28 protein-coding genes are annotated in these 26600 nt (G+C 30.7%); 11 read left to right on the top strand and 17 right to left on the bottom strand.

Annotation, left to right across the window (positions count from 1 at the left end):
* Window positions 1-32 precede the first annotated feature (32 nt).
* The 4 genes from ACQY1Q_RS14560 to ACQY1Q_RS14575 all read right to left on the bottom strand — a co-directional run bounded on the left by ACQY1Q_RS14560 (window position 33) and on the right by ACQY1Q_RS14575 (window position 4249).
* The gene (locus ACQY1Q_RS14560; RefSeq protein ID WP_431006053.1) at window positions 33-1718 is read right to left on the bottom strand and encodes a hypothetical protein; all 1686 of its coding nucleotides are present in this window, start codon (window positions 1716-1718) and stop codon (window positions 33-35) included.
* Window positions 1719-1909: 191 nt separating this feature from the next.
* Window positions 1910-2476, bottom strand: a complete 567-nt coding sequence (locus ACQY1Q_RS14565; RefSeq protein WP_431006054.1) for a YdeI/OmpD-associated family protein — start codon at window positions 2474-2476, stop codon at window positions 1910-1912.
* 3 nt (window positions 2477-2479) lie between these two features.
* The gene (locus ACQY1Q_RS14570; protein ID WP_431006055.1) at window positions 2480-3808 is read right to left on the bottom strand and encodes a M28 family peptidase; all 1329 of its coding nucleotides are present in this window, start codon (window positions 3806-3808) and stop codon (window positions 2480-2482) included.
* 93 nt (window positions 3809-3901) lie between these two features.
* Complete coding sequence (locus tag ACQY1Q_RS14575) at window positions 3902-4249, bottom strand: DUF6249 domain-containing protein (protein ID WP_431006056.1); 348 nt, start codon at window positions 4247-4249, stop codon at window positions 3902-3904.
* Between the two features lie 137 nt (window positions 4250-4386).
* On the opposite strand from ACQY1Q_RS14575, the gene ACQY1Q_RS14580 reads away from it, so the two are divergent.
* Together ACQY1Q_RS14580 and ACQY1Q_RS14585 are read left to right on the top strand one after the other, a co-directional pair.
* The gene (locus ACQY1Q_RS14580; protein ID WP_431006057.1) at window positions 4387-4971 is read left to right on the top strand and encodes an RNA polymerase sigma factor; all 585 of its coding nucleotides are present in this window, start codon (window positions 4387-4389) and stop codon (window positions 4969-4971) included.
* Window positions 4958-5371: a hypothetical protein gene (locus ACQY1Q_RS14585; RefSeq protein ID WP_431006058.1), complete on the top strand. Its 414-nt coding sequence runs from the start codon at window positions 4958-4960 to the stop codon at window positions 5369-5371. The genes ACQY1Q_RS14580 and ACQY1Q_RS14585 overlap by 14 nt, the downstream gene beginning before the upstream one ends.
* 2 nt (window positions 5372-5373) lie before the next feature.
* Here ACQY1Q_RS14585 and ACQY1Q_RS14590 read toward each other — a convergent pair whose 3' ends face one another.
* From ACQY1Q_RS14590 to ACQY1Q_RS14615, 6 genes are all read right to left on the bottom strand, one after another.
* The gene (locus ACQY1Q_RS14590; protein ID WP_431006059.1) at window positions 5374-5742 is read right to left on the bottom strand and encodes a nuclear transport factor 2 family protein; all 369 of its coding nucleotides are present in this window, start codon (window positions 5740-5742) and stop codon (window positions 5374-5376) included.
* A 93-nt stretch (window positions 5743-5835) separates the two neighbouring features.
* Complete coding sequence (locus tag ACQY1Q_RS14595) at window positions 5836-6681, bottom strand: T9SS type A sorting domain-containing protein (protein ID WP_431006060.1); 846 nt, start codon at window positions 6679-6681, stop codon at window positions 5836-5838.
* 114 nt (window positions 6682-6795) lie between these two features.
* Window positions 6796-8616 (bottom strand): DUF885 domain-containing protein, encoded by a 1821-nt coding sequence (locus ACQY1Q_RS14600; RefSeq protein ID WP_431006061.1) that lies wholly within the window; start codon window positions 8614-8616, stop codon window positions 6796-6798.
* A 63-nt stretch (window positions 8617-8679) separates the two neighbouring features.
* On the bottom strand, window positions 8680-9693 hold the full coding sequence (locus ACQY1Q_RS14605) for a transglutaminase domain-containing protein (protein ID WP_431006062.1): 1014 nt from the start codon (window positions 9691-9693) through the stop codon (window positions 8680-8682).
* 15 nt (window positions 9694-9708) lie between these two features.
* Window positions 9709-10383 carry a carboxypeptidase-like regulatory domain-containing protein gene (locus ACQY1Q_RS14610; protein WP_431006063.1) on the bottom strand — a complete coding sequence of 225 codons (675 nt, stop codon included), beginning with the start codon at window positions 10381-10383 and terminating at the stop codon, window positions 9709-9711.
* 181 nt (window positions 10384-10564) lie between these two features.
* On the bottom strand, window positions 10565-11197 hold the full coding sequence (locus tag ACQY1Q_RS14615) for a 7-carboxy-7-deazaguanine synthase QueE (protein WP_431006064.1): 633 nt from the start codon (window positions 11195-11197) through the stop codon (window positions 10565-10567).
* A gap of 88 nt (window positions 11198-11285) precedes the next feature.
* Between ACQY1Q_RS14615 and ACQY1Q_RS14620 the strand changes: the two genes are divergently transcribed.
* Genes ACQY1Q_RS14620 through ACQY1Q_RS14630 form a run of 3 tightly spaced genes read left to right on the top strand, consistent with a single transcriptional unit; the run spans window position 11286 to window position 13824 of the window.
* The gene (locus ACQY1Q_RS14620) at window positions 11286-12800 is read left to right on the top strand and encodes a helicase HerA-like domain-containing protein (RefSeq protein WP_431006065.1); all 1515 of its coding nucleotides are present in this window, start codon (window positions 11286-11288) and stop codon (window positions 12798-12800) included.
* 48 nt (window positions 12801-12848) lie between these two features.
* Window positions 12849-13409 (top strand): hypothetical protein, encoded by a 561-nt coding sequence (locus tag ACQY1Q_RS14625; protein ID WP_431006066.1) that lies wholly within the window; start codon window positions 12849-12851, stop codon window positions 13407-13409.
* A 46-nt stretch (window positions 13410-13455) separates the two neighbouring features.
* Entirely contained in the window at window positions 13456-13824 is a 369-nt protein-coding gene (locus ACQY1Q_RS14630) for a cupin domain-containing protein (protein ID WP_431006067.1), read from the top strand.
* A 37-nt stretch (window positions 13825-13861) separates the two neighbouring features.
* Here the strand turns inward: ACQY1Q_RS14630 and ACQY1Q_RS14635 are convergent, their stop codons facing one another.
* Both ACQY1Q_RS14635 and ACQY1Q_RS14640 read right to left on the bottom strand, forming a co-directional pair.
* A complete protein-coding gene (locus tag ACQY1Q_RS14635; RefSeq protein WP_431006068.1) occupies window positions 13862-14548 on the bottom strand; it encodes a ZIP family metal transporter in 687 nt (228 codons plus the stop codon).
* Complete coding sequence (locus ACQY1Q_RS14640) at window positions 14545-15273, bottom strand: class I SAM-dependent methyltransferase (protein ID WP_431006069.1); 729 nt, start codon at window positions 15271-15273, stop codon at window positions 14545-14547. The genes ACQY1Q_RS14635 and ACQY1Q_RS14640 overlap by 4 nt, the downstream gene beginning before the upstream one ends.
* Before the next feature lie 114 nt (window positions 15274-15387).
* Between ACQY1Q_RS14640 and ACQY1Q_RS14645 the strand changes: the two genes are divergently transcribed.
* Complete coding sequence (locus tag ACQY1Q_RS14645; RefSeq protein WP_431006070.1) at window positions 15388-16560, top strand: THUMP domain-containing class I SAM-dependent RNA methyltransferase; 1173 nt, start codon at window positions 15388-15390, stop codon at window positions 16558-16560.
* 46 nt (window positions 16561-16606) lie between these two features.
* On the opposite strand, the gene ACQY1Q_RS14650 is transcribed toward ACQY1Q_RS14645, so the two are convergent.
* The 5 genes from ACQY1Q_RS14650 to ACQY1Q_RS14670 form a co-directional block, all read right to left on the bottom strand.
* A complete protein-coding gene (locus tag ACQY1Q_RS14650) occupies window positions 16607-17380 on the bottom strand; it encodes a pentapeptide repeat-containing protein (protein WP_431006071.1) in 774 nt (257 codons plus the stop codon).
* A gap of 119 nt (window positions 17381-17499) precedes the next feature.
* On the bottom strand, window positions 17500-17772 hold the full coding sequence (locus ACQY1Q_RS14655; RefSeq protein WP_431006072.1) for an HU family DNA-binding protein: 273 nt from the start codon (window positions 17770-17772) through the stop codon (window positions 17500-17502).
* A 185-nt stretch (window positions 17773-17957) separates the two neighbouring features.
* Window positions 17958-18902, bottom strand: a complete 945-nt coding sequence (gene fmt / locus ACQY1Q_RS14660) for a methionyl-tRNA formyltransferase (protein ID WP_431006073.1) — start codon at window positions 18900-18902, stop codon at window positions 17958-17960.
* A complete protein-coding gene (locus tag ACQY1Q_RS14665; protein ID WP_431006074.1) occupies window positions 18902-20797 on the bottom strand; it encodes a RecQ family ATP-dependent DNA helicase in 1896 nt (631 codons plus the stop codon). The genes fmt and ACQY1Q_RS14665 overlap by 1 nt, the downstream gene beginning before the upstream one ends.
* Before the next feature lie 5 nt (window positions 20798-20802).
* Window positions 20803-21333: an AAA family ATPase gene (locus tag ACQY1Q_RS14670; RefSeq protein ID WP_431006075.1), complete on the bottom strand. Its 531-nt coding sequence runs from the start codon at window positions 21331-21333 to the stop codon at window positions 20803-20805.
* 105 nt (window positions 21334-21438) lie between these two features.
* Between ACQY1Q_RS14670 and ACQY1Q_RS14675 the strand changes: the two genes are divergently transcribed.
* From ACQY1Q_RS14675 to ACQY1Q_RS14695, 5 genes are all read left to right on the top strand, one after another.
* Complete coding sequence (locus ACQY1Q_RS14675; RefSeq protein WP_431006076.1) at window positions 21439-21720, top strand: DUF493 family protein; 282 nt, start codon at window positions 21439-21441, stop codon at window positions 21718-21720.
* A 10-nt stretch (window positions 21721-21730) separates the two neighbouring features.
* Window positions 21731-23338, top strand: a complete 1608-nt coding sequence (locus ACQY1Q_RS14680) for a peptidylprolyl isomerase (RefSeq protein WP_431006077.1) — start codon at window positions 21731-21733, stop codon at window positions 23336-23338.
* 4 nt (window positions 23339-23342) lie between these two features.
* A complete protein-coding gene (locus ACQY1Q_RS14685) occupies window positions 23343-24206 on the top strand; it encodes a hypothetical protein (RefSeq protein ID WP_431006078.1) in 864 nt (287 codons plus the stop codon).
* Entirely contained in the window at window positions 24169-25545 is a 1377-nt protein-coding gene (locus ACQY1Q_RS14690; protein WP_431006079.1) for a peptidylprolyl isomerase, read from the top strand. Before ACQY1Q_RS14685 ends, ACQY1Q_RS14690 begins: the two co-directional genes overlap by 38 nt.
* Before the next feature lie 83 nt (window positions 25546-25628).
* A complete protein-coding gene (locus ACQY1Q_RS14695; RefSeq protein ID WP_431006080.1) occupies window positions 25629-26582 on the top strand; it encodes an AAA family ATPase in 954 nt (317 codons plus the stop codon).
* Window positions 26583-26600 lie beyond the last annotated feature (18 nt).

The raw sequence follows: 26600 nt of genomic DNA on the forward strand, positions 1-26600 counted from the left end.
TAAACAACTAATTAAAAAGATAATATTTTTCATTATTGACAGTTTTGATTTTTATTAGTTTCGATATAATTTTTTATAGTATTTTTTATTCTATCTTTTTCTGTTTGTGCTAAGTCAACCCAAATAGAGATAGCATTACTACTTCTTTCATAAATTAACCCTTCCCATGCTATATCCAGATATAATTGACGTGAATTTTGGTTATTATCAAATTCTTGTAAAATATCGGCAATGGTTTCCCTATAGTGAGTCGCCATTTGTTGATGTTGCCAGTTTTTATGACGTCTATAGTAATCATACATCCCGGGAAAGTTTCCATTTAAAGCATTTAAAATATCTTGTCTTGTAACTCCGGAAATAGTTCCTCCATTATCAATTACAGATAAGAGCTTTCTATACATTTCAGCATGAATTACTTCATGAGCAATGGTTTTGGCAGTCATTAAGTTAGGTCTATAATCAACTCCCTGAGAAGTAGAATTGTTGTTCAAAGCTATGGTAATCACATAATCAGGAGAGCTTGTATTTGTGTAATTATCAGGAGCCCACGTTTGCCCTCTTGAAGTTTCTAAATCTTCTAAAACAAACTTTAAATGACTCACAGGAAAATCACCATCAAATTTTTGTATCATATTTTTAAAACCTGTACTTGATTTTGTTAATTTATCATATACACATTTAGCTTTACCGGTTAAGTTATTTATAATTTTATCATCAAAATCAATTTCGGCATTTGGGTTTTCCATGTATACTCTAATAGCTTTGCGAGCAAATTTTTTAGCCTCTTCAGAAGTTTTATTGTTTACTAAAAATTCAACTAATAAATTTTTTTGAGTTTTATGTAACGGGTTGTTTAACCATGCCTCTTCTTCTGTAGTTAAATTTAACAATTCTGCTAAGGTTGTAACACTTTCAACCCCCGATGGGTTAGGGGTGGTGCTTCCACCACCATCCGGATTAAAACTTCCGTCTCCTGTGGTGCTTCCTCCCAAGCCATCAAGAGGGTCTGTAGTTCCTGAACCTCCGGTACCATCAACTCCTCCGCCACCTCCGCTACAGGTAGGGTCTTCTGCAATAGTATATTCATAGGTATAACTCGTAGCTACGCAACCCACAGTTCCCGGAGCATGTGGGTTACCATTACTACACACCCAATTTCCGTAAATTTGTGCCGGACAGCGAGATGTTAAACTACCCGTTTGTAAAATTTCTTCTAAGTTTTCAAAATTATCATGTACTATTTTAATACTTCCTATAAATGGTTGAGAAGTATCATTAAACCATTGTAGGTCTGGGGTGTATTCTAAAAGTTTACTACCTGTCAAAGTGCCTTTTTCATTAAAATAAATAACCAAATTTAAAAAACTAAGGCTTTTTTGCTGGGGTACTACTTGAATTGTATAGGTAATTATGTTGTTTCTGGTAATTTTAATAATGTCTTTTTTATTAAGTATATACTTATTTTGTTTTTCTAATACAGGAGATACCGTTGAGTAAACTGAATTTTTCTTAGGAGTGAATAATTCAATAAGCTTGTTTTTTTGAGTTGAATTCTCTGGTATTTCCTTTGTTAATTGGGTTAATGAGATTTTAGTAATGGAATAATCTGTTTTATTTTTCTCAGAAACAATCTCTTCTTCATCTTGGCAACCATGTAAGCTTAATACTACAATTGTTAGTCCTAGCAATTGTAGTAAAATTTTTTTTATTCTTTTCATAATTTTTGTTTTTAATTATTTGATTTCAAATATAATACCATAAAAACAAAACTGAGTAAGTCAACGACTTACTTTTGGTAAGTCACTGACTTACTTTTTTGTATAGTTTTTGCAAAATTTGCATGTTTGTACGTGCTTTTATACAAAACTGTACGTAAACATGTAAAAAATATAAATGTGTAGGTTTGAAATTATCGTTGCTTTTTATTAGCAAAACAAAGTTGAATAATTTCATCAATTCGTTTTAGTCTGGTAGCGTCTCTTTTTGCTTGTTTTAACCAGTATAAATAACTTTTACGATATGATGGGGCAAAATTTTGATAGTTATTAAAAGCAGTAGGGTTTTTATCAAACTCCAATTGCAGGTCTTCAGGAATAATTAAATTATCAACATCTTCTAAAACAGTCCAAGAGCCATTTTCTTTAGCAATTTCAACAGAAGTAATTCCTGAAGGGTGCATTAAATCATTTGCAATTAACTCTTCAATATATCGTTTGTTTAAAGCACTCCAAATACTTTTAGGTTTTCTCGGACAAAAATATTGTCGTCTTTTACCATTGCCTAAACTTTTTACCGTACTATCAATCCAACCAAAACATAAAGCAACTTTTACTGCTTCTTCCCAACGCATACTGGGTTTGTCAGATTCAACTTTATATAAAATTAGATGTATACCATCACTTTTAAGATGATTTTCGAATAACCAATCTCGCCACTCATTATCTGTTTTAAAATATAGATGAGGTTTATTATCCATGAATTAGCGTATAATTTTAGAAGGGAAAGTTACTAAACTTTCATGACCATCTTCACCAACAGCAGCTATTCCGAAAAAATAATTGTCAATTACAATACTTTGTAAAGTAAACTCAGAAACATCTCCTACATATCTACTATAATCCCATGTGGGTGAAGTAGTTTCCCTCCAATAAATTTTGTATCCTTTAGCATGGGGTACTTTTTTCCATTTGAATTTAGCAGAGGCTTCAACAATCCCTCCAATAGCCACTTCTTCAGGAGCAGCGGGTGCTGCAGCAAGACTAGCTAAATTAATTGCATTTACCGCGGTAAGTTTTTGAGCGTATTCAAAATTTACAAAGCTAAGCCTGTCTCCATATTCAATACCGTTTTCTGTACGAATATCTTGATGCTGCTGAGTATAATTTTCATGAGCTTCCATAATTCGGATACCGGCAAATCCAACATCATTAAACGGACGATGGTGACCTCCGCGACCAAATCGGTCTAATCGGTAAATCATTTTCGGGTTCATTTCCGGCATATAAGTTTGCGTTGTTTTATAGACATAGCGGGCTAATTGGCGAGATATACCATCAACTTCGCCTCCGTAAAAACGACGAGCTGTACGTTGACGTTCTGTTTCTGTTGGAGACGTAGGCTCAGAAAAAATTCTAAACGTTCTATTATCAATAACACCATCAACTCCTTTTATATTTCCAATCATATCATTATTAATAACCCCCATAATACTCCATTGCTGGTCTTTTGCATAATCTGCTAAGCCTTTTCCGCCAAACAACCCTTGCTCTTCACCGGAAAGACCAACATATATAATACTGTTATTAAATTTGTATTGGCTTAATACTCTTGCGGCTTCTATTGTTCCGGCCATTCCGGAAGCATTATCATTAGCACCGGGGGCATCATCTGTAAAATTATTAGGATCTGAAATTCTTGAATCTATATCTCCACTCATAACAATATAGTTATTAGGGTTTTTTGTTCCTTTTTGAATGGCCACTACATTAACCACCCAAACATCTTTAGGGATTCTTGCATTGGTTCCTTTTGTAACCAGATTTTTTTGATAAAAAACCTGAAGGCAACCATTACAGTTTTTTGAAATTTTATCAAACTCAGTTTTAATCCATCTTCGGGCAGCCCCAATACCACGAGTATTTGAAAGTGTATCACTTAATGTATGTCTGGTTCCAAAATTTGCTAATGTAGTAATGTCAGATTTAATTCTGGAAGCTGAAGTTGCATTAATTATAGTATATATTCTAGGGTCTGTTTGTGCTATTAGTGAGGTTGAAAAGGCTAAAAATAGTACCAAAAGTTTTTTCATGATAAAAAAATTAAGTTACTAATTTACAAAATAGAAAAGAGAATAAGTGCACTCCTTATTCTCTTTAACAGATAACAATAAATTGTTGAATACTTATTCGTCCTCTAACTTTTTTGTTAAATGAAACCCTGCAAAAAGGCCTAAACCTCCTGTAATAAAAATCATAGCCGGATAAATTGCCTCTTCTTCTAAACGAGTATAAGTGGTAAGTAATAAAGCTATAAATACGCCTAAACCTATACCCATTAATAACAATGAAAGATTTAATATGATAACTCTTCCGGTAAGAGTAGATTTTCTTTTTTCTCCTTGCATAAAAATTTTAGCATCTACACCTTTTTCAATTAAAGCTAAACGCTCTTTGTTTCTGGTTGAATAGAATAAATAAAAGATTCCGAATATAACAGCAAACAAAAACATAAATACAATTGAAACTTCCATAAATATAATTTTAAATGATTAATTTTAATGTGTTTGCAGGTATGACATTAGCCTTTGAAAAAAGGTTACAAAAAAAAGTAGATTTTTTTTAAAAAATACTGTAACCTTTTTTGCAAACCTATAGTCAAAAGGAAACAATGACTATTATTAACGACCAAACATATATAAATAAAACCTTAGCAGGTGATACCAATGCTTTTGCCTTTTTAGTAAACAGGTATAAAAACATGGTATTTACTTTGGCATTGAAAATGGTTAAAAATAGAGAGGAAGCAGAAGAGATTTCTCAAGATACATTTATTAAAGCATTTAAAAATCTTGAAAAATTTAAAGGAGAAGCTAAATTTTCTACCTGGTTATATAAAATAACATATAGAACCTGTTTAGATAGCTTGAAAAAAATAGCGGAGAAGTATACTATTGATGCTATTGATGAAGTTACTATATATAAAATAAAAGAAACAGAGAGTGTTTTAGATTTAATTGAGCAAAAAGAAAGAGCCAAGATTATTGATAAATGTATGTATGAATTACCGGAAGATGAACGTTCAATTCTTTGGTTTTTTTATTATGAAGAACTAAGCTTAAAAGAAATTGTAGCCATAACCGAACTAACTGAAGCTAATGTAAAAGTTAAGTTGCATAGAGCTAGAAAGAGATTGTTGACAATAATTGAAAAAAGAGTAGAACCTGAATTAATTAATCATTATGGAAGAAAATAAAAACCCTGATGAGTTAGATGTTTTTGCTAAAAAATACATCCGTGAAATTGAAGAGGAGAAGCCTTCTGTTGATTTTACAGCGACTATAATGCAAACGATAACACAGGTTGAAAAAACAACGGTGTATGATTCAACACCTTTAATATCAAAAAAAGTATGGTTTGTTTTAGCTGGTATATTAGGAGTATGTATGTTTTTGGTATCAAAGGAAAAACCTGTAGAATGGTTAAAAATGCCGGAGTTTAATTTTGATTTTGCTTCTAGATTTGACATAACTCCTTTTTTAGAAGGAATTAAAATATCAGATACAGTATTGTATGTGTGTTTCTTTTCTACCTTAATGGTATTTATACAAATTTATATGTTAAAAGAGTATTTTAATAAAAAGTTAGGTTTGTAAAGTTATCTTACAAACCTAACGGTACTTATTTTTTTATCGGTTATTTCATATATGGCAACAGCTTGAAATGTAGTACCATTAGCTGTAACCTGTTCTTCATCAATCACTACATTACCTTTTACAATTCTACTAATAATTTTACAGTGTAAATCTTTTGTTGTTTCAAATTTTAAGGTATATAGTTCGCGCATTCTTTCAATACCTTCATACTCTAATTTATTAGGAAACGTATATACTTTTACATCTTTTGCATAAGGTTTTAAAAAAGCATCGATCTCTCTTTTATTATAAGCTTCTAATTGTTCTTGAGCTAAAACTCTTGGAGATGTCTGTGTTGCTGAAGTTAATTTTGATTCCTCCGAATTCATCATAATTTGTAATAAAATAATTTTTTAAAACGAATGTAAATAAAAAATCCGAGGAGTGATTACCTCGGACTTTAATTGTCTTCAACCTAATTTGAGTTAGCGTTTTATAATTCTTTTGTACTGTACTCTGTCGTGAGCATAAATTACTTTTAAGGTATAAATTCCTTTTGGAAGTGTAGATAAATTCATTGATTCAGATGTGGTTTCAAGTGTTTTGTTTCCTCCTAAATCATAAACTTCAATTTTTTTGAAGTTGTCATTAATATTTTTAACTTTTACAATATCAGTGGTAGGGTTAGGATATACATTTACCTCATTTGAAAGTCTTAAACCTCCCATAACAGGATCGAAAACCGTTTTTTCAGGATCAGCGGCGTCAACTGTATATAAACAGCGGCGATTATAAGAAGCAGTACTATCTTTATTCCAAGAACTAGGGGGAGTAAAGCCACTATCTATTTGAATACATCTTAAATTAGGATTGTTTATGGCATTAAAAATAGTCATATTACTGTTGTTTCCGTTGGCTACGTTTAATCTTTTTAAGTTGTTGTTATAACAATATAATAAATACAAACTGCTATTATGTTGTAGGTATAAGTTTTGAATTTGGTTATACATACAAAATAACCTTTCTAACTTAGTGTTTTGACTAAGGTTTAACGCTGTTAAGTTATTTCCGCTACAGGCAAGTATGGCAATATTGGTAAAAGCTTCAATACCGGTTAAATCACTGATATTTTTATTAGATACATCTATAGGATCGGTATAGGCTTGTGCTTCTGAGATTTGAATTTCACCATCATTATTGGTGTCTATTCCTGAGTTAGGACCTGTTAATAACGCATTTTTAAAATTAGCATCCGGAATAACTACATTTTGTGCGTTTACTAAATTAGTGAAACAAATAATCCCTAAAAAAATAAGTAAGTTTTTTCTCATTACGTTTGGTTTTAAATTTTTTGATGAGCCAAAAGTATATATGAGCTAACGTATTTTTCTAGGGATAAAAAATGTTATTGTAAAACGATTATTCCTGATATAAAAAAGGGGTTTTTACTCTTGTGTGTTTTTACTAATCCATGCATCAATTTTATTTTCAAGTAAAGCAAGAGGAATACAACCGGTTTCTAATACTTGATTGTGAAACTCTTTAATGTCAAATTTATCTCCTAATGCTTTTTCAGCTTTAGCACGTAATTCACGAATTTTTAATTGCCCTATTTTATAAGATAAAGCTTGTCCGGGGTTTGCCATATAGCGCTCAATTTCTGAAATAATACTGGCTTCAGATTCAGCTTCATTGTCTAAAGAATACTGAATAGCTTTTTCTCTACTCCATCCTTTAGCATGCATACCGGTATCAACAACTAAACGAATAGCTCTGTGCATTTCCATACCCAACATACCAAAATATTGGTAAGGGTCTGTATATAAACCTAATTCTTTACCTAAACTCTCTGTATATAAGGCCCAACCTTCACCGTAAGCGCTATACCATAATGTTTTTCTAAAATCCGGTAAATTTTGATTTTCTTGAGTTAAAGAAATTTGATAATGATGTCCGGGAATAGCTTCATGTAAAAACAAAGCTTCATCAGAAAATACATTATACTGAGTAGCATCAGGTATGGGAGTATAAAAAACACCTGGACGAGTACCGTCTAAAGATCCCGGATTGTATTCAGCACTGGCAGAGGCCTCTCTAAATTTTTCCGTTTGTTTTACTACAAATGGTGTTTTAGGTTTATTACCAAATAACTTTTCTAATTGCGGTTTCATTTTGTTGTGAATAGCATTAAAGTTATCAATAATTTGTTGAGGTTCTGTATAAGGCATTAACGCTTTATTAGTTCTAACAAAATCAAAGAACTCTTTAATAGTGCCTTTAAAACCAACTTGCTCTTTAACGTTTTCCATTTCAGCTAAAATTCTGGCAACTTCCTGTAACCCTAATTCATGAATTTGGTCAGCAGTCATGTTCGTGGTTGTATAGTTTTTAATGGAGTGCTGATAGTATTCTTTTCCTTGCGGAACTCCATCAATTCCACTATCCTTTCTACCGGCATTTAAATAATCGGTTTGTAAGAAATTGTATAATGATTTGAAGGAAGGAATTAAGGTTTTACTAAGAAAGGCTGTATATTCTTCAGTAATTCTTTTTTTGTCTTCATCTGAAAAGTTATCCGGTAAGGTATTTACAGGAGAATAAAATAAGTGCTCAGATAAATCAATAATACCTTCTTTATTTTTTTTAAGCGTACTTAATCCTTCAAATTGAGGAATTACTTTTTTAATTAAAGAAGTAGGTAATACATACCCTTTTTCTATACCTTCTTTCATTCTTTTTTCTGCTGCTACTAACCAAACATTGTATTGTTGTAAACGTTGTAACCAGTTATCATAATCTTTTACTGTTTTAAAAGGTTGGGCACTACTACCACTAGCTAATTGTCCTACAGTTAAATTAACAGTCCACATTTGATTGATAGGAAGTAAAACATCATTTTTAAAACTGGCTTGAGCTAAAGCCATATCACAATCCCAGTTTAATACGGCTTTACTCATTTGCTGACTTTCAGTTAAGTCAGTATCATTAAAGTTTTGCAGTTTACTTTTATAAGAAGTATAAAAATCGTTTACTTTTTGTTGATATTCATCAGATAAAAAATTAGGGAACTGATCATTAAATCTATTGTCTCCAGCAAAAGTTGCATTTAAAGGATTTAGTAAAAGTTTTCCTTCATTGTATTCTTTTAATAAATCATTAAATGAAGTGTTTTCTTGAGGAAGGCTTACTGTTTCTTCTTTTTTTTCCTGTTTACAAGAAATTAAAAGAATGGTAATAGTAAAAATTGACGCTACTATTTTTTTCATAATATTGTTTTAGATAGATAAACAAATATAGATAAAAGCGAGCGTAATAACTTTTACGATACCTTATTCTTTAGGTTCTTTAACCGTAAAAACATAAGTAGCAATTATATCATTTGAAAGTTGTAGATGAACATCGTAATGGCCTTTTTTCTTAAAAGAATACTTATAGATTATTACTCCATCTTTTTTAGGATTGATGTTTTTAAGTTGAACAGATTTAACATAAATTCCATTATCTATTTTCAGAATCATTTCAATATCTGTTTGAGTTACCGATTCAAGTTTAAAAGAAACAGGTTCATTCGTAAAAACTTCTATTTCCATTTTTGATGGAGAAATAGGAAAAACGGAATGTTTAAAAGCTTCATTATAAAGCAAAGGACCCTTGATGAAATTTTGTTTGGTCTGTTGATTATTTAATAACCATTCCTTATCAGTAGGGTAGTGATTTTTAGCAAAGAAAGAAGGCGTTGTTAAAAAATACCCGTCATTGTATTCAAAAACAAAAGTATACTCGTCATTTATATAACCACTAGACCAAGTAGCGTCGCATAAATACCATTTATTATTTAACTTAACAGCATTCCATGAATGATTAGGAAGGTCAAATGTATTAATGTTTGAAGATAATGTTCTACCATATCCGTTAATAATTTTACATTCAATATTAGCAATGTAAGCAAGTTCTTTAATTAAATAAGCATATCCTGTACACATCGTACTCTTTTGATGTTGCAATTTTTTAAAAACCTTTGGTGCTATTGAAGTATGCCATTTTTGAAACTTTTTAGGATTGTTCTTTAACTTTTTACTTTTAGTAATAATTTTTTGAGAAAGCTCATAATTACCCGTAATATTAGTGCAAACCCAAGTATAAATAGCTCTGAATTTTTCAATATCAGTAGATAAATTAGAGGTTAGTTTATGAGTTAAAAGCGCTAAATTTTTTAAAGATTCACCTTCATGTAGCTTTGCTATATTATCAGCTTTGGTAAAGTTGATGTTTTTAAAATCAGAAATTTGGGCGGTTGCTTTTAAAAAATAAGCAAAGCAAACAATGAAGAGGAACTTTTTCATAGCAAGTTGAATTTTTTAGAGAGTTGATTTTTTTCTTTTTGATGTAAACGTTTTTTTCATAGTAACTTCCCCAGTAATAACAATCTCTCCCAATATAAAATCACTTTTCATAGAGAGCAAAACATATTTCTGATTTTTAGCAATAGTAATTTTTTCTGTTTTCATACCAATAAAACTGAAAATAAGTACATCTCCTTCTTTTACTTGTTCAGGAAACTCAAAATTTCCATCAAAATCGGTTTCTGTCCCTATGGTTGAACCTTCTAATAAAATAGAAACTCCCGGCAAAGGACCGGATTCATCAGAAACTTTTCCTTTAAGTTTTGCTTCTTTTTGAAAGTTTAAATTAGTAACTGATGCTTCAGTTATCGGTTTTGCTTTTTGTGCCTGTAACGTATTGGGTAAGCATAAAGAGATAAAAGCTACGCCTAAACCTCCTAAAAAATGAAAACTTTTTCTTTTCAAAGAATGATTGGTGTACGTTTTTAATTGATGGCTGTTGAACCGACCACATGTTTTTGTTGTACGATTACTTGTAAAAAAAACATTGATTTCCTCTGAACTCATTTTGGTAAAATCAATCACTTCTTTTTTACAGGAACCACAGAAACCACCTTTTTTTGTAGGAGCAAAGTTTTGATAATTTTCAGAGCAAGGGTCTTTAATTGATAGCGTAAAATTGTTTTTCATATTTTTTTGTTTTATTGATTTGTATCAAACCTAAAGACTATTTTTTTAGAAGGAAATTTGTATTGAGTAAACGAGGCATTTTAGCTTGTGAAAAGAAGTTTTGAATTAGTAAAGGAATAAAAAAAAGAAACCTCCTTGAAAGTTTTATTCAAGGAGGTTCTTAATCTTTTTTCTTATATTTCTAAGGAATATTCAAATACTTGTGGGTTTGTAATGAAATTCTCCATTTAGGATGTTCCATAACATAGTCAATAATTAAAGGAGTCATTTTTTCTTTTTTACTCCATTCGGGTTGTAAAAAAAGTTTACAATTCTTACCTACCTTTTCTGCCTGTTCTTCTGCAAACTGAAAATCATTTTTGTTATGAATAATCATTTTTAATTCGTCAGCTTCTTTATAGGCTCTTTCTAACGGAAGCTTCGTTTTTTTAGGAGACAAACAAAACCAATCCCAAACACCGGAAAAATCATAAGCTCCGGAAGTTTCGATATGGGTTTTGATATGGTTTTGTTGTAGTTTTGTTGTTATATAATCTAAACGCCACATTAAAGGCTCTCCACCAGTAATAACTACAGTTTCTGCATATTTTTTAGCATTTTCAATAATTAAATCGGTTTTAGTAGGAGGGTGTAAATTGGCATCCCAACTTTCTTTAACATCACACCAGTGGCATCCTACATCACAACCTCCAATACGAATAAAATAGGCCGCAGTTCCTGTATGGGCTCCTTCTCCTTGTATGGTGTAAAACTCTTCCATTAACGGAAGCATTTCACCTTTATCAATCAGCTCTTGTATCTCTTTTTTCAACATAAGACTGCAAAGATAGGTAACATTCAAAATTAATAAATGTTTTTTGCTATTTTTACGTGTTTTTTATCAATGAACTTCAAAAATCAGTATGAGTAATAAAGAAGCTTTTTTTAATCATATTAACGACGGATACAAGTGTAAAGGAGACTTTATTACGTTGGGAGCCGGAATGTTAGGAGAAGAAACCATCACAAATGCTTTGGTTACAGTTCCTTTAAAAACTTTAAATAGACATGGGTTAATAGCCGGTGCTACAGGTACAGGAAAAACCAAAACCTTACAGGTATTAGCTGAAAATATGTCTGAAAAAGGAATTCCTGTATTATTAATGGATGTAAAAGGAGATTTAAGTGGTTTAGCACAAGCCAGTGAAGGACATCCTAAAATTGATGAGCGTCATGAAAAAATAGGGATTCCTTATGAGGCTAAAAAATTTCCAATAGAAATTTTAACGCTATCTGAACAAGATGGAGTTAGATTGAGGGCCACAGTTTCAGAATTTGGTCCTGTGTTACTGTCCAGAATTTTAGAATTAACTGAAACGCAAGCGGGTATTGTAGCTATTATTTTTAAATATTGTGATGACAATCAACTTCCTCTGTTAGATTTAAAAGATTTTAAAAAGATTTTACAATACGTTACGAATGAAGGAAAAGACGAAATTCAAGAACAATATGGTAGAATTTCTTCATCGAGTACAGGAGCTATTTTACGAAAAGTTGTAGAAATAGAACAGCAAGGAGGTGATTTGTTTTTTGGAGAAAAATCTTTTGAAGTTGATGATTTAACTCGTGTAGATGAAAACGGAAGAGGAGTTATTTCTGTATTAAGATTAACAGATATTCAAGATAAACCTAAATTGTTTTCAACATTCATGTTACAGTTGTTAGCTGAGGTGTATGAAACATTTCCGGAGCAGGGAGATAGCGGTCGTCCTGAATTGATAATTTTTATAGATGAAGCACATTTAGTATTTGAAGAGGCTTCAAAAGCACTTTTAAATCAAATAGAAAGTATTGTTAAGCTAATCCGTTCTAAAGGCATAGGGTTGTATTTTGTAACGCAAAACCCTAAAGATGTACCGGAAGATGTACTGGCGCAATTAGGAATGAAGATACAGCACGCTTTAAGAGCTTTTACAGCTAAAGATAGAAAAGCGTTAAAGTTGGCTTCTGAAAATTATCCGGATTCAGAATACTATGATACTGAAGTAGTACTAACTCAATTAGGAATAGGAGAGGCCTTGGTATCAGTATTAAATGAAAAAGGAATTCCAACACCATTAGCCAGAACCATGCTACGTGCACCTATGAGTAGAATGGATGTATTAACGGAGAAAGAAATTAAAGAGGTACTGGATAACTCTAAACTTATTTCAAAATATAACAAAACAATTGACAGAGAAAGTGCTTATGAATTATTGAACGAAAAAATTGACCGTATAAATAAAGAAAAATTAAAAGAAGAAGAACAAGAAGAAAAAACAAGTAGAAGAAGTTCTTCAACAACACGAAGAACTACCAGAATGAACCCGGTTGTAAAAGTATTAACTAGTGCAACATTTATACGAAGTGTATTTGGGATTCTAAAAAAAGTAATGTAGAAACATAATTTTATAAAATAAGAAAACGTTATAACAAAAACAATTTACATGATAAAACTATATAAAATATTAGCAGCAGTATTGGTTTCATTAGCTTTTATACAATGTAGTAACAACAAATTTGAAATATCAAAAGGCAAAGTAGGAAATCTAACTACAAAAACTACAGTGAAAGAAATTGAGCAAATTTTTGCAAATGATTCGGTAGTAAAAGTTTTAAGTGAAGGAGCAAAGGGAGATAATCTATTTCAGGATGATGATAAGTATTACATTTATGAAAAAAAGGGAAAGCATTTATTAACCATTATTCCTAAAGAACAATTAGATTCTACTTCTACTATTAAAAGCATAGAAATTTTTGATGAAAGATTTCAAACTAAATCAGGATTAAACATTAATTCTTCTTTTCAGGAAATTAATGCCAATAATAAAATAAGTAAAGTAGAAACGTCATTTTCATCAGCTACCTTGTTTATTGATGATTTAAATGCAACAATAGCTATTGATAAAGAAGATTTAGGATTAAAAGAATTCAGTACTCAAAAAGTGAGTATAGAACAAATTCCTGATTTGGCTAAGATAAAATCACTAACTATTTGGTTTAACTAAAAAGTATTAAAAGTCGAAACAACTGTTTCGACTTTTATGTTTTTATATGAGTAAAAAATACACGATTCAAAGAAATCCTTTTGTAGTTCCAACTACAGATGGTAAATTAATAGAAGAACATTTTGGTAATGCAACTGATCAAAATTCAGCAATAAGCATTGCTCATATGATAGCTCCTCCGGGTTGGAGTGAACCATTTCAAACTCCGGAATTTGAGGAATACACCTATATCATCAAAGGAAAAAAACAATTTACTATTGATGGAGAGGTTGTAGTGTTGGAAGCAGGAGAATCCATTAAAATAGAGAAAAATGTTCGCGTTCAATATGCCAATCCATTTATGGAACCTTGCGAATACTTAGCTATATGCTTACCTGCCTTTTCAATGGAGTTGGTGCATAGGGAAGAAGAATAATTATTTTCACTCAAAACTAAAGAAAAGCTAAAAACAACTACAAAGTAAAAATAGTCAGTAAAATACCTAATAAGATAGCCGTAAATTTTTGAAGGTTGAATTTATGATTTTCTGAACTTTCAAATAAAATGATGGTAGATATGTGTAAGAAAATACCAATAGTTAAAGCTGTAATTTCAGCATGATATTGGTGTATAATAGCTACTCTTTCAGAAATAAATATACCTAGCGGACTCATAAGAGCAAAGCAGCCTAAAAAAAGAATAATTGTTTTTTTAGAATAACTGGCTTTTACTAAAAAAGTAGTTAATATAACAGCAATAGGTATTTTATGAATAAAAATAGCCCAAAGCAAATTCTGTTGATGATCACTATGATCATGTATAGGAAGTCCTTCTGTAAAAGCATGAATGCTTAAACTGATAAATAATAACCAAGGAAATTTATTTTTATCAGAATGTATATGTATGTGTCCGTGTTCTGCACCTTTAGAAAAAGATTCTAATACAGATTGAATAAGAATTCCTATGAGGATAAGAATTCCTATAAGCTTATTATTTTGAGTATGTGTATAAACCTCAGGAACCAAGTGTAAGATAGTAACCGATAGTAAATATGAGCCACTAAAAGCCAAAAGCAGGCTAATAAACTTGTTGTTCGGTTTTAATAGTAAAACAATTAAAGAACCTAATAATACGGAGGTTATTAATAAAATAGAACTCATTCAGCAACTATAATTAATCTATCAGAAGTTTGAGGATGATAATTTTGCAATGCATAATTTCCAAAGATATGTTTAATTTTTAACCCGGCACAGTCAAAATAGTACCTCATTTTTTCTAAGGTTAATAATTTAACACGTTCAGTATATACATGATCTTTATGATCAGTATGGAAAGAGATTTGCTTTAAAATAAATCCGTTTTTAATTTCTTTTTTTAAATCAAAGTTAATCCCGTCAATAATTTTATTTTCTTGATGTATTAAATTAGTTTTAACCTTTTCTACGTTTAAAAAATCTAAAACCAGAACTCCGTCAGATTTTAATCCGGCTTTAAAGTTTTTTAAAACAAGAATATCATCATTATCATCTTCAAAATAACCAAAACTGGTAAAAAGATTAAAAATAGCATCATATTTATTCTCAATGGGTTTTCGCATATCCCATACCTCAAAATGTAAGGTCTCATTTTCAAATTGTTTGGCATGTTCAATGCTATTAGTGCTTAAATCGCCACCCCTAACATTAAAACCTAAAGAATTTAAATATACAGAATGTCTTCCTTTACCGCATGGTACATCAGCAATAAAACTGTTTTTAGGAAGTTCTAGAAACGACGTAATATTGCGCATAAAGAATTGTGCATCAGAATCATTTCTATGTTTGTATAAAATATGATAGTATGGTGTATTAAACCATGAAGTAAACCAATCTTGCTTTGTATTCATAATAAATTAAGAGTCAGCAAAAATAATGAAATCTTACATTTTTTAAGTTAGAACAACAAAAATTCACAACTGCATAAAATTAACCCTATTTTTGCAATGAAATTATAGATATTCATGGAGAAAGACTTTAAGATGACTGCTGTTACCATAGCAGGTTTAGAAGGTGTATTAGCAGATGAGCTACGTAAACTGGGAGCTAGAGAAGTAACAGAAGGTGTAAGAAATGTAACTTTTAAAGGTGATAAAGGTTTTATGTATAAAGCCAATATAGCGTTGCGTACAGCTATTAGAATCTTAAAACCCATAAAAAAGAGTAAAGTTTTTGATGAAGAAGATTTATACGAAGCAATTCAGCGTATTAAATGGGAACGTTATTTAGAAGTTGACGGAACTTTTGCTATTGGCGCAGTTGTTAACTCAAAAAACTTTACGTCTAACTCTCATTATATAAGTCTGAAGTCTAAAGATGCTATTGCTGATTATTTTACGCACAAATTTAAAAAGCGTCCTGATGTAGATTTAAAATATCCGGATTTAAAAGTTCATATTCATATTCATAATGAATGGTTAACCATTTCATTAGATTCTTCCGGAGATTCTTTACATAAAAGGGGATACAGAAGCGCTACCAACATAGCACCTATAAATGAAGTGTTAGCTGCCGGATTGGTATTGCTATCGGGGTATAAAGGAGAAGAAAATTTTATAGACCCTATGTGTGGTTCCGGAACTATTTTAATTGAAGCAGCAATGATAGCCAATGAAATTCCGGCGAATATAAACAGAAAGCATTTTGCTTTTGAAAACTGGAAAGATTATGATGAAGATTTATATTTTGTAATTCAGGATTCATTGCTTAAAAAAATCCGAAGTTCCCATTTTAAAATTATGGGATTTGATAAAGCGCCATCAGCAGTTAAAAAAGCACAACAAAACATAATTAATGCTAATTTAGAGGAATTTATAGGTGTACACCATGTGAACTTTTTTAATTCTAAAAAAGAAGTGTTTGGTAAAACAACCATTTTATTTAATCCTCCTTATGGTGAGCGATTGAATATTGATGTTGAAGAATTTTATGGAAAAATAGGAGATACTCTTAAGCATAATTACCCGGATTCAACAGCATGGTTAATAACGTCAGACATTCAAGCATTAAAACATGTAGGGCTTAGAACTTCTAAAAGACTGCCAATAAAAAACGGAGATCTTGACTGTCGATTTGTTAAATATGAATTGTACGAAGGAAGTAAAAAGATAAAAAATAATAAAAATGATGAAGAGTAAAAAGCCGCTTAATAGCGGCTTTTTTATGGTGCTCGATTAAGGGAAATTATCTGTTTTTTAATAGATGTTTATTAAAACTTTTTCCATTAATACTTGTGTATTTTGAGTCAATATCAAAAGCTACTTCCATTCCTGTAATGTCAAATTCACCAGAAACTTTAGTGTATTTAATATTTAAATCTTCTTTAAATTTCACATTGTTAAATGATACGCCTTTATTAAACTCAGTATATTTAAAAGTAGCACTTTCATCAAAAATAGAATTCTCAAAACTTACAAACTCTTTAAAATCGGCATACTTAAAAGTGGCAGGCTCTTCAAAAAAAGTATTTTTAAAAGTAATACCTCTATCAAATTTGGCATACTTAAAGGTAGTATCTCCATTAAATTTAGCGTAAGAAAAGTCGGTGTTTTTTTCAAAGTTAGAATATTTAAACATTGCTTTTTCTTCAAAAGAGCAGTTTTTAAAAACTACAATGTTTTCAAAGTTAGCAACAAAAGTATATCCGCTTTTCTCATCAGGAATGTAAGCAAGAACATCGTTTTTAAATGTGCAGTTTTCAAAAACAATTTTACTGGTTATTTGCTTTTCTATAGAGTTTGAACCACCGTTGTTCCACCATTTACTTCTTTTTGGTAACTTAGGTAGGGCTTCATTCATATAAGTGAAATCTAAAATACCTTCAATAACCGTATTTGAATATTCAATAGATTTTCCCTCTTTAATATCTTGTAAGATAGCAGAAGCGTTAACTGTTTTTTGAGCAAAAATTTGTGACGAAGAAAGTAGTACGATAAAAAGTGTAACTATATTTTTCATGTGAATTACATTTTGTGTTATACTTTATAGACAACTGTATTTTTAGATTGTGACAGCAGCATAAAAAAACAGCATTTAGTTAACTAAATGCTGTTTTATATGTGAATGATATTAAAATCTTAGTTTACAGAGTCGCTTAAACCAGCTCCTGGCTTAAATTTAACAACATTTTTAGCAGCAATTTTAATTTCTTTACCAGTTTGAGGATTTCTTCCTGTTCTTGCAGCTCTTTCTGATACTGAGAAAGTTCCCCATCCAACTAATGCTACTTTACCTCCTTTTTTTAAAGTACTAGAAACACTATTAGTAAATGAGTCTAATGCAGCTTTTGCTTGAGTTTTTGAAATTCCTGCATCAGCAGCCATAGCATCGATTAAATCTGATTTGTTCATAATTTTAATGGATTTTAAAAATTAATTAATATTTTTCGCTAAACAGCTTAACAAATATAGACGGAATGCGGGATTGTGCAACATTTGGCTAAAAAAAAAAGGTTTTTTGTTAATAAAAACCCCTTAATTGTTAATAACCAAGCTTGTTTATTAACTTAAAACTATAATTCCTTATAAACAAAGGGCTAGAGCGCTTTTGCATCTTCAGAAAACTGATAACCATTTAATAAACTTCTCGCATCCATTAATTTTTTACCGGAAAGTTTAAGTTCTATAATATGAAGAAAACCATCTTTAACAGCAACTTTTATAGCTGATTTTGTTGTAATTACTTTTCCGATTCCAATTTCATGTTCAGTAAATTCTTTAGTTACCTTATATAATTTAGCCGTAATTTCTTCACCATTATTATAGAAGGTAGTCCAAGCAGCCGGATATGGGTTTAATCCTCTGATATGATTATAGATGTCTGTTAATGATTTAGACCAATCAATTTTACAATTTTCAGGGAACAACTTGTAAGCCGATTTTTCTTCTAATTCAGGTTGTTTGGTAGTGGTAACTTCACCCAAAGCAATTAAATCAACAGTTTCATTAACCAATTCGGCGCCTAAATACATTAATTTATCATGAAGTTCGCCTACGGTTTCATCTTCTCTAATAGTAATTTCTTTTTGTAAAATAATTTCACCGGTATCAATTTTATCATCAATAAAAAAGGTAGTTACCCCGGTTTTTGTTTCACCATTAATAATAGCCCAATTTATAGGGGCCGCACCTCTATACTCAGGAAGTAATGAGGCATGTAAATTAAAAGTACCATATTTAGGTAAGGCCCAAACTGATTTAGGAAGCATTCTGAAAGCAACCACTATTTGTAAATTGGCATTCCATTTCTCTAATGCTGTTTGAAACTCTTCACTTTTTAAATTTTTAGGCTGAAGTATTGGTAAATTTTGAGATAACGCATATTTTTTTACAGCAGACTGATTAAGTTTTCTACCACGCCCGGCAGGTTTATCTACAGTAGTAATAACCCCAACAACGTTATAATTATTTTCTACTAAATGTTTTAAAATGGTTACTGCGAAATCCGGAGTTCCCATAAAAACGATACGTAAATCTCTCATTATTTTATAAAGTATTTATTGTAAGTAGTTAGGCCAATAACTTCATTGGCCAGTAATTTTCGCAAATGTATTAAAATGTCTTCTTCTTTCTCATTCAGAAAGGTACATATTTCTTTAGATGACGCTTCTTTTTTAGTTTCCAAAAAGGTTAAAATCATTTTAGAAACAGCAGGCGTATTGCTCTTTTTCTTTTGAAGACAAACATCACAAATACCACAGGTATTTGGAGTTTTTTCATCAAAATAAGTCAGTAAAAGTTGATTTCTACAAATATCGTTATTCGTTATATAATGAATAACGTCGTTAATTTTTTGTTTTTTCTGGTTAAAATATCGTTCAATATTTTTAGAAATAGGGTTTATGGTGCGGTCATCTTCTCTGGGGTGTAAAAAATAAAGCGTAGCATTTTTAGAAGCTTTTGTATAGGTTATAATTCCTCTTTCATTTAAGATTTCTAAATTTTTAACCACATTCCAAGAAGTATTACCTGTTTTTTTGGCAATATAAAATTCATCTATTTTAATAGCTTGCTCAAAAATACCACCATACAATCTTAACAAAGTTTGAATAAGATTTTGAATATCACTACCGTTTTTATTCCCATACTGAATAAGCTGGTTACTGTGCATTAAAAACTGGATAGATGATTTTTGATGATAAGTATTAGTGAGTTCAATAATACCGTTAGCACTAAGTACCTGAAGAATGTTTTGTGTTTTAGAACTTACAAAATTATATTTATGACAAAAGGCTGAAAAATCAAAATCAAAAGGAGCTTCAATGAACTCACCTTTAGCTATTTGGAAATGTTGAAATAGTTTTTGATACACTATTTTAACCTCATTTATAGAAGGTATTTGTTTGGCTTGATTTTCTTTGAGTATTTGAATGTCATTTTGATTGCTAAGTATTACAGAAAAAGCTTTTTTCCCATCTCTTCCGGCTCTTCCGGCTTCTTGCATATAATTTTCAAGAGAAGAGGGTATGTTTAAATGAACAACAACCCGTACATTGGGTTTATTGATTCCCATTCCAAAAGCATTGGTAGCTACTATAATAGGAGTTTCTTCTAACATCCAACGATCAAAAGCAACTTGTTTTTCAATAGCAGAAAGTCCTCCGTGGTAAAAACCACTTTTAAATCCGTTTGCATTTAAATAAGCACTAATTTCTTTGGTTTTATTTCTTGAAGAAACATATACAATAATAGGTGCTTGGGTTTTATAGGTAATTTGAGTAAGCTTATACAGTTTATCTTGTGTATAAAATACTTGATAAGCTAAGTTTTCTCTAGCAAAAGATTGTTTAAAAAGAGTAGGAGAGTGTAAGTTTAAAAAAGAACTAATATCTTTTATAACTTTTTGGGTTGCCGTGGCAGTTAACGCTATTACAGGAACTGTAGGATGCAGTTCTCTAACAATATTAATTAATAGATAGGAGGGTCGAAAATCATGACCCCATTCAGAAATACAATGAGCTTCATCTACTGCAATTAAATTGACGTTGAGTTGTTTGATTTTTTCCTGAATAAATTTCGATTGCAATCGTTCAGGAGATATGTATAAAAACTTATAATTTCCAAAACGAATATTATCAAACAATGTAATCAGTTCATCTTGTGAGCTTCCTGAAGGTAATGAAGTGGCTTTAATACCTTTTTGGGTAAGTGAATCTACCTGATCCTGTATCAGGGCAAGTAACGGAGAAATAACAATACAAACTCCTTTATTGAGTAATGCAGGAATTTGAAAACAAATAGATTTTCCGCCTCCGGTAGGTAGCAGTGCAATGGTATCTTTTCCTTCAATTACAGAAGTAATAATTTCTTGTTGAGGTTTTCTAAAAGAGCTATGTCCCCAGTATTGATTGAGAATATGTATAGCTGTATTTGTCATGGTTGTTATAGCGATTGTAAAATAAAATCACAACGCTCAGCTATAGTACCAAAAGGAACATCTATAATTTTATAACCAATTTCCTGATAAGCTGCTCGTAAAAACTTATCAAGTTCTATTGCTTGCTCAAAAGTTTCGTAACGCTCATTATCTTGTTTGTATATTTTTTTCCAAGGAGCTAACATAAAAACCTTATCATATAAATATTTTGCACTTTTTTTAATGTACAAATCAGGATATTCGGTACCAAGGTAATTCATATAAGCATGAACATCCGGAATACCTCTGTCAAAAAAAATAACTTCTTTTTTAGATAAGGTGGCGTGTAAAAACTGTTGCTCTCTACCTTCAAGTAGCATTTGACTAAATAGCAAAGGTTTCTCAAGAAATAATTGATCTACACCATCTTCTTGAGCCTTTAAAGTTACTTCTCTTGAAATTTCCGGCATACATTCATACCCTCTACGTATAAATTCTCTTAATACAGAGGACTTCCCGGTACCGGGACCACCAATTAGAACTATTTTTTGTTGCATCGTGCAAAAATAGAAGTTTCAATTTATAAATTTAATAAATAGTGTAATTTTGTGCTTAATCAATGAAAACATACCTTGTTTAATACTAAGGAAATTGGAACAATTATGACAGATAGAGAAGCATTTTACAGCAAACTAAAAACACAATTAGAAGATACAACTAGCTTTCCAACAAAATATTTATATAAATTTATAGTCCCAACTGATGGAAATCAAGTACAGGAAGTTCAAGATTTATTTGATAAAGGTGGGGCTGTTATTGATACTAAAAAATCAAGAACAGGAAAATATGTTAGTCTTTCAATACATTTAACAGTAGCAAGTTCAGATGAAGTAATAGACTATTATAAAAAAGCAGAAGCAATAAAAGGTATTATTTCTTTATAAATTAGATTTTATGAAAAAACAAATTTTAAGTATAGCTATTTTAATAAACTGTTTTACAGTAAAAACAGTAGCTCAGGAGTTATTTAGTATAAATAAAAAAGAAATACCGGTTTCTGAGTTTAAAAGGGTATATGAAAAAAATTTGAACCTGGTTGTTGATGAAGATTCAAAAAATATAGATAAGTACCTCGATTTATATATTAATTATAAGTTGAAAGTAAATGAAGCTTATGCTTTAGGTTTTGATACGTTAGCTACTTACCAAAGGGAGTTAGATGGATATAAAAAACAATTAATGACCCCATATTTGCAAGATGAAAAAGCAATTGATAAATTAATTGAACAAGCGTATTACAGAACTAAAAATGAAATCAGAGCAAGTCATTTATTGGTAAAAGTATCTAAAAAAGCAAATGAAAAAGATACATTAGAAGCTTATCATAAAATATTAGAAGCAAGAAAAAGAATTGTAGAAGGAGGTGAACCTTTTGAAAAAGTAGCTACAGAAATTTCAGATGATCCTTCCGTAGCAATAAACGGTGGAGATTTGGGCTATTTTTCTGCATTTAAAATGGTATATTCTTTTGAAGATAATGCATACAAAACAAAATTAGGTGAAGTTTCTATGCCATTTAGAACGCGTTTTGGTTATCATATTATGAAGGTAACCGGTAAGAGAGAATCTAAAGGAGAATTTGAAGCGGCACATATTTTAGTTCGTGATACTTCCGTTAAAGGAAAAGTTAAAATAGACTCTTTATATACGAAAATAAAAGAAGGCGCTGTTTTTGAAGATATAGCTAAAAAATATTCAGAAGATACCGGAACTGCAGCTCTAGGGGGTAAACTGCCTAAGTTTGGAACCGGAAATATGGTTGAAGAGTTTGAAAATACGGTATTAGGATTAAAGAACATAAATGAGGTTAGTAAACCATTTAAAACACGTTACGGTTGGCATATTGTTAAATTGTTACAACGTTACCCTGTTGGAACTTTTGAAGAAGAAAAGAAAGAAATAGAAAATAAGGTAAAAAGGTCTGATAGATTGCAATTATCACATCAAGCAGTTTTAAATAGATTGAAAAAAGAATATATAATAAAAATTAATCCGAAGGTTACCGAAGAATTAAAAAAAGAAGGGGTAAATAAATTACCGGGAATGAAACCATCGGATTGGATATTATCAATTAATAAGAAAAGAATCAATGTAGAAGCGTTCAGAAAGTTTGCGATTTATAACCGCAATCCCAATATTTCTGAAATATTTGAGCAATTTAAAGACAAAGAATTATTTGATTACTTTAAAGAAGATTTAGTTAATAGAGAGCCGGAGTATAAAAACACCTTAACCGAGTACAAAGAAGGTTTACTACTGTTTGAATTAATGCAACAAAAAATTTGGAAAAAATCAGCAGAAGATACTTTAGGACTTAAACAGTTTTTTAATACGCATAAAATAAAATATAAGTCAAAAGACCTAGAAGAAATAAAAGGTCAAGTAATAAGCGATTACCAACAAAAATTAGAAGAAGATTGGGTAAGCGATTTACGAAAAAAGAATGTGATTAGAATTAAAGAAAAAGAATTGAAAAAACTTAAAAAAACATATAACCAGTAATACAGTGAAAAAACTTTTTCCATTCTTACTAACTGCTACACTACTTGTTACCTCTTGTGATTTAATAACCTTTAAAAAGCAAAGAACACAAGAAGATAAACCTATTGCTACCGTTTATAATAAACACTTATATAAAAAAGACGTGGCTAAATTACTGCCAAAAAACTTGTCAAAACAAGATAGTACAGTGGTGGTGAAAGGGTTAATTAATACGTGGGCAAAACAACAATTATTTTTAATAAAGGCAGAAGAAAATATTTCTGAAATAAACAGTTTAGAAATTGAAAAATTGGTAAATGATTATAAATCGAGTTTGTACATTAATAATTACAAAGAAAAATTAATCAAGCAAAAATTAGATACCATTGTTTCTGATGAAGAAGTTGCTGATTTTTACAATGAAAATAAAGATAACTTTAAATTAAGTGAAGAATTATTACAGTTTGATTATGTACATTTTGATAAAGATCATTTAGAAGAAAAAGACATTATAAAAAGGTTTAAATCGGTTAAGGAAGAAGACAGGGAAGAGCTGGAAAAGTACTTACTAAGCTTTAAATCATACCGATTACAAGATTCTACATGGGTAACCGTTAACTATTTGCAAAGAAAAATACCTCCATTTGCTAAAGAATCTAAAGAAAATCTGTTAAAAATATCAAAATTCATACAAAAAGAAGATAGTTTAGGAGTATATTTGGTGGCTGTAAAAAATATTTTGCAAAAAAATGAAACCGCTCCGCTAAGTGAAGTTACTAATAGAATTAAGCAGATTATTTTACATAAACGAAAATTAGAATTAATAAGAGAGATTGAAAAAACGCTGATAAATGATGCTATTCAAAACAAAAATTTCAAAGAATACTAGCCTTTTAATAACATTTCTTTTTACAGTATTACTTACTCACGCACAACAAAATAAAGTAGACGGAGTAGCTGTAGTTGTGGGTAAAAACATAGTTTTAGACTCTGATATAGAAAAATTCAAGAAAGAAGTAGAACTTCGTAGCGAAGGAAAAATAAGCATTTCAGATTGTGAAATGTTAGAAGAGTTAATGCAACAAAAATTACTGGCACATCACGCAGTTGTTGATAGCGTTACCGTTTCTCAAGGTGATATTGATAGTCGTGTAAACAGAAGTATTGCCTTTTTTACCAATGAATACGGAAGTGAAGAAAAAGTTGTTGAAGCTTATGGTTTTAATGATATTGAAGATTTAAGAAAGGAGCTGGAAAGAGTACAAAGAGAAAATACACTTATAGAAAAAGAACAGCAAAAAATAACTAAAGATGTAGATGTTACTCCGGAAGAAGTACGTTTGTATTTTAACGGATTAAAAGAAAAAGGAGAGTTACCTGAAATTCCTGCAGAAGTAGAATTAGCTCAATTAGTTTTATACGCTGAAGCTTCAAAAGAAGAAGAAGAAAGAGTTGTGAAAAAACTAGAGCAATTAAAAAAAGAAATAGAAAACGGTGCTAGTTTTGATTTAAAAGCGATTATTAATTCAGATGATCCTTCGGTAGCTCAAAACAAAGGAAATTTAGGAATTATTACTAAAGAAACTAACTTTATAAAAGAGTTTAAAGAAGCTGCCTTTTCATTAGACGAAGGACAGATTTCTGAACCTATCAAAACAATTTTCGGATACCATATTATTAAATTGCACAAAATAAGAGGGCAAGGACGTGAAGTATCGCATATTTTGATTCAACCTGAGATTTCTGATGAAAAATTAAAAGAAACAAAAGAAGAAATTGAAAAAATTGTAGCCGATATTAAAGAAGGAAAAATAACTTTTGAAGAAGCCGTAAGAAAATATTCAGAAGATAAAGATACTAAACTTAGCGGTGGTTTATTAATGAATCCTTATACCGGTGAACCTACTTTTGAATTAACAAGAATGCCACCTGATTTATTTGGAAGAATTAGTGAGCTAAAACAAGGCGAACTATCAGATGTTTTTTATGACGAAACAAGAGGAGGAGAAAAAATGTACAAAGTTATTTTTATAAAACATCGTACAGATACTCACAAAGCAGATATTGTTGAAGATTATGTAAGAATGCAACAATTTGCCTTAGAAAAGAAAAAAGAAGAAGAATTAAACAAATGGTCTAAAGAAAAAATAAGCGAAACCTATATTAAATTAGGTAGTGATTATAAAAAATGTAGCTTTAAAAAAGATTGGAAAAAAGAAAATAAATAAGAATCCATACAAAAGTCCGTTTAAACAAGTAAGTAATACACTTGCTTTTTAAACGGATTTTTTATCTAAAAAACCTTTATAAAATGTCTGACGTAACAGCTGTTAATAATCTGGTAGCAAAGTATTCGCAATTACAACAAGAAATAGGTAAAGTAATTATAGGACAACAAGAAGCCGTTAATTTTACGTTGTTATCTATTTTTTGCGGAGGGCATTCATTACTTATCGGTGTTCCTGGGTTAGCAAAAACCTTGTTGGTTAATACCATTTCAAGTGCATTAGGGCTTAACTTTAAAAGAATACAGTTTACACCAGATCTTATGCCTTCTGATATTTTAGGAAGTGAAATATTAGATGAAAATCGTCATTTTAAATTTATTAAAGGTCCCATCTTTTCCAACATTATTTTAGCAGATGAAATCAACCGTACACCACCTAAAACGCAAGCAGCTTTATTAGAAGCTATGCAAGAAAGGTCGGTTACAGTTGCCGGGCATCATTATAAATTAGACTTGCCATTTTTTGTGTTAGCAACGCAAAACCCTATAGAACAAGAAGGAACGTATCCGTTACCGGAGGCACAGTTAGATAGATTTATGTTTTCTATCAACTTAGAATATCCCACTTTTGAAGAAGAAGTACAAGTAGTTAAAAACACTACCTCAATAGTAAACCAAACGGTAAACTCAATTTTTTCGGCACAAGAAATTATTGAAGTACAAAACTTAATAAGAAAAATCCCTGTAGCAGATAACGTAATAGAATATGCAGTTGCATTGGTAGGAAAAACAAGACCAAATTCTGACAAAGCTACAGATTACGTTAAGCAATATATCGATTGGGGTGCCGGACCTCGAGCTTCGCAAAACTTAATTTTGGCGGCTAAAGCTCATGCAGCAGTTTCAGGGAAATTTTCACCGGATATTGAAGATGTTCAAGCAGTTGCTGTACCTATTTTATCACACAGAATTGTGAAGAACTACAAAGCAGAAGCAGAAGGAGTTACTATAAATAAAATCATCAAATCATTGTTTTAAAAAGTACACTTGTAAGGT

This window comes from Tenacibaculum sp. TC6 (assembly GCF_050606265.1).
Classification (GTDB): Bacteria; Bacteroidota; Bacteroidia; order Flavobacteriales; family Flavobacteriaceae; genus Polaribacter.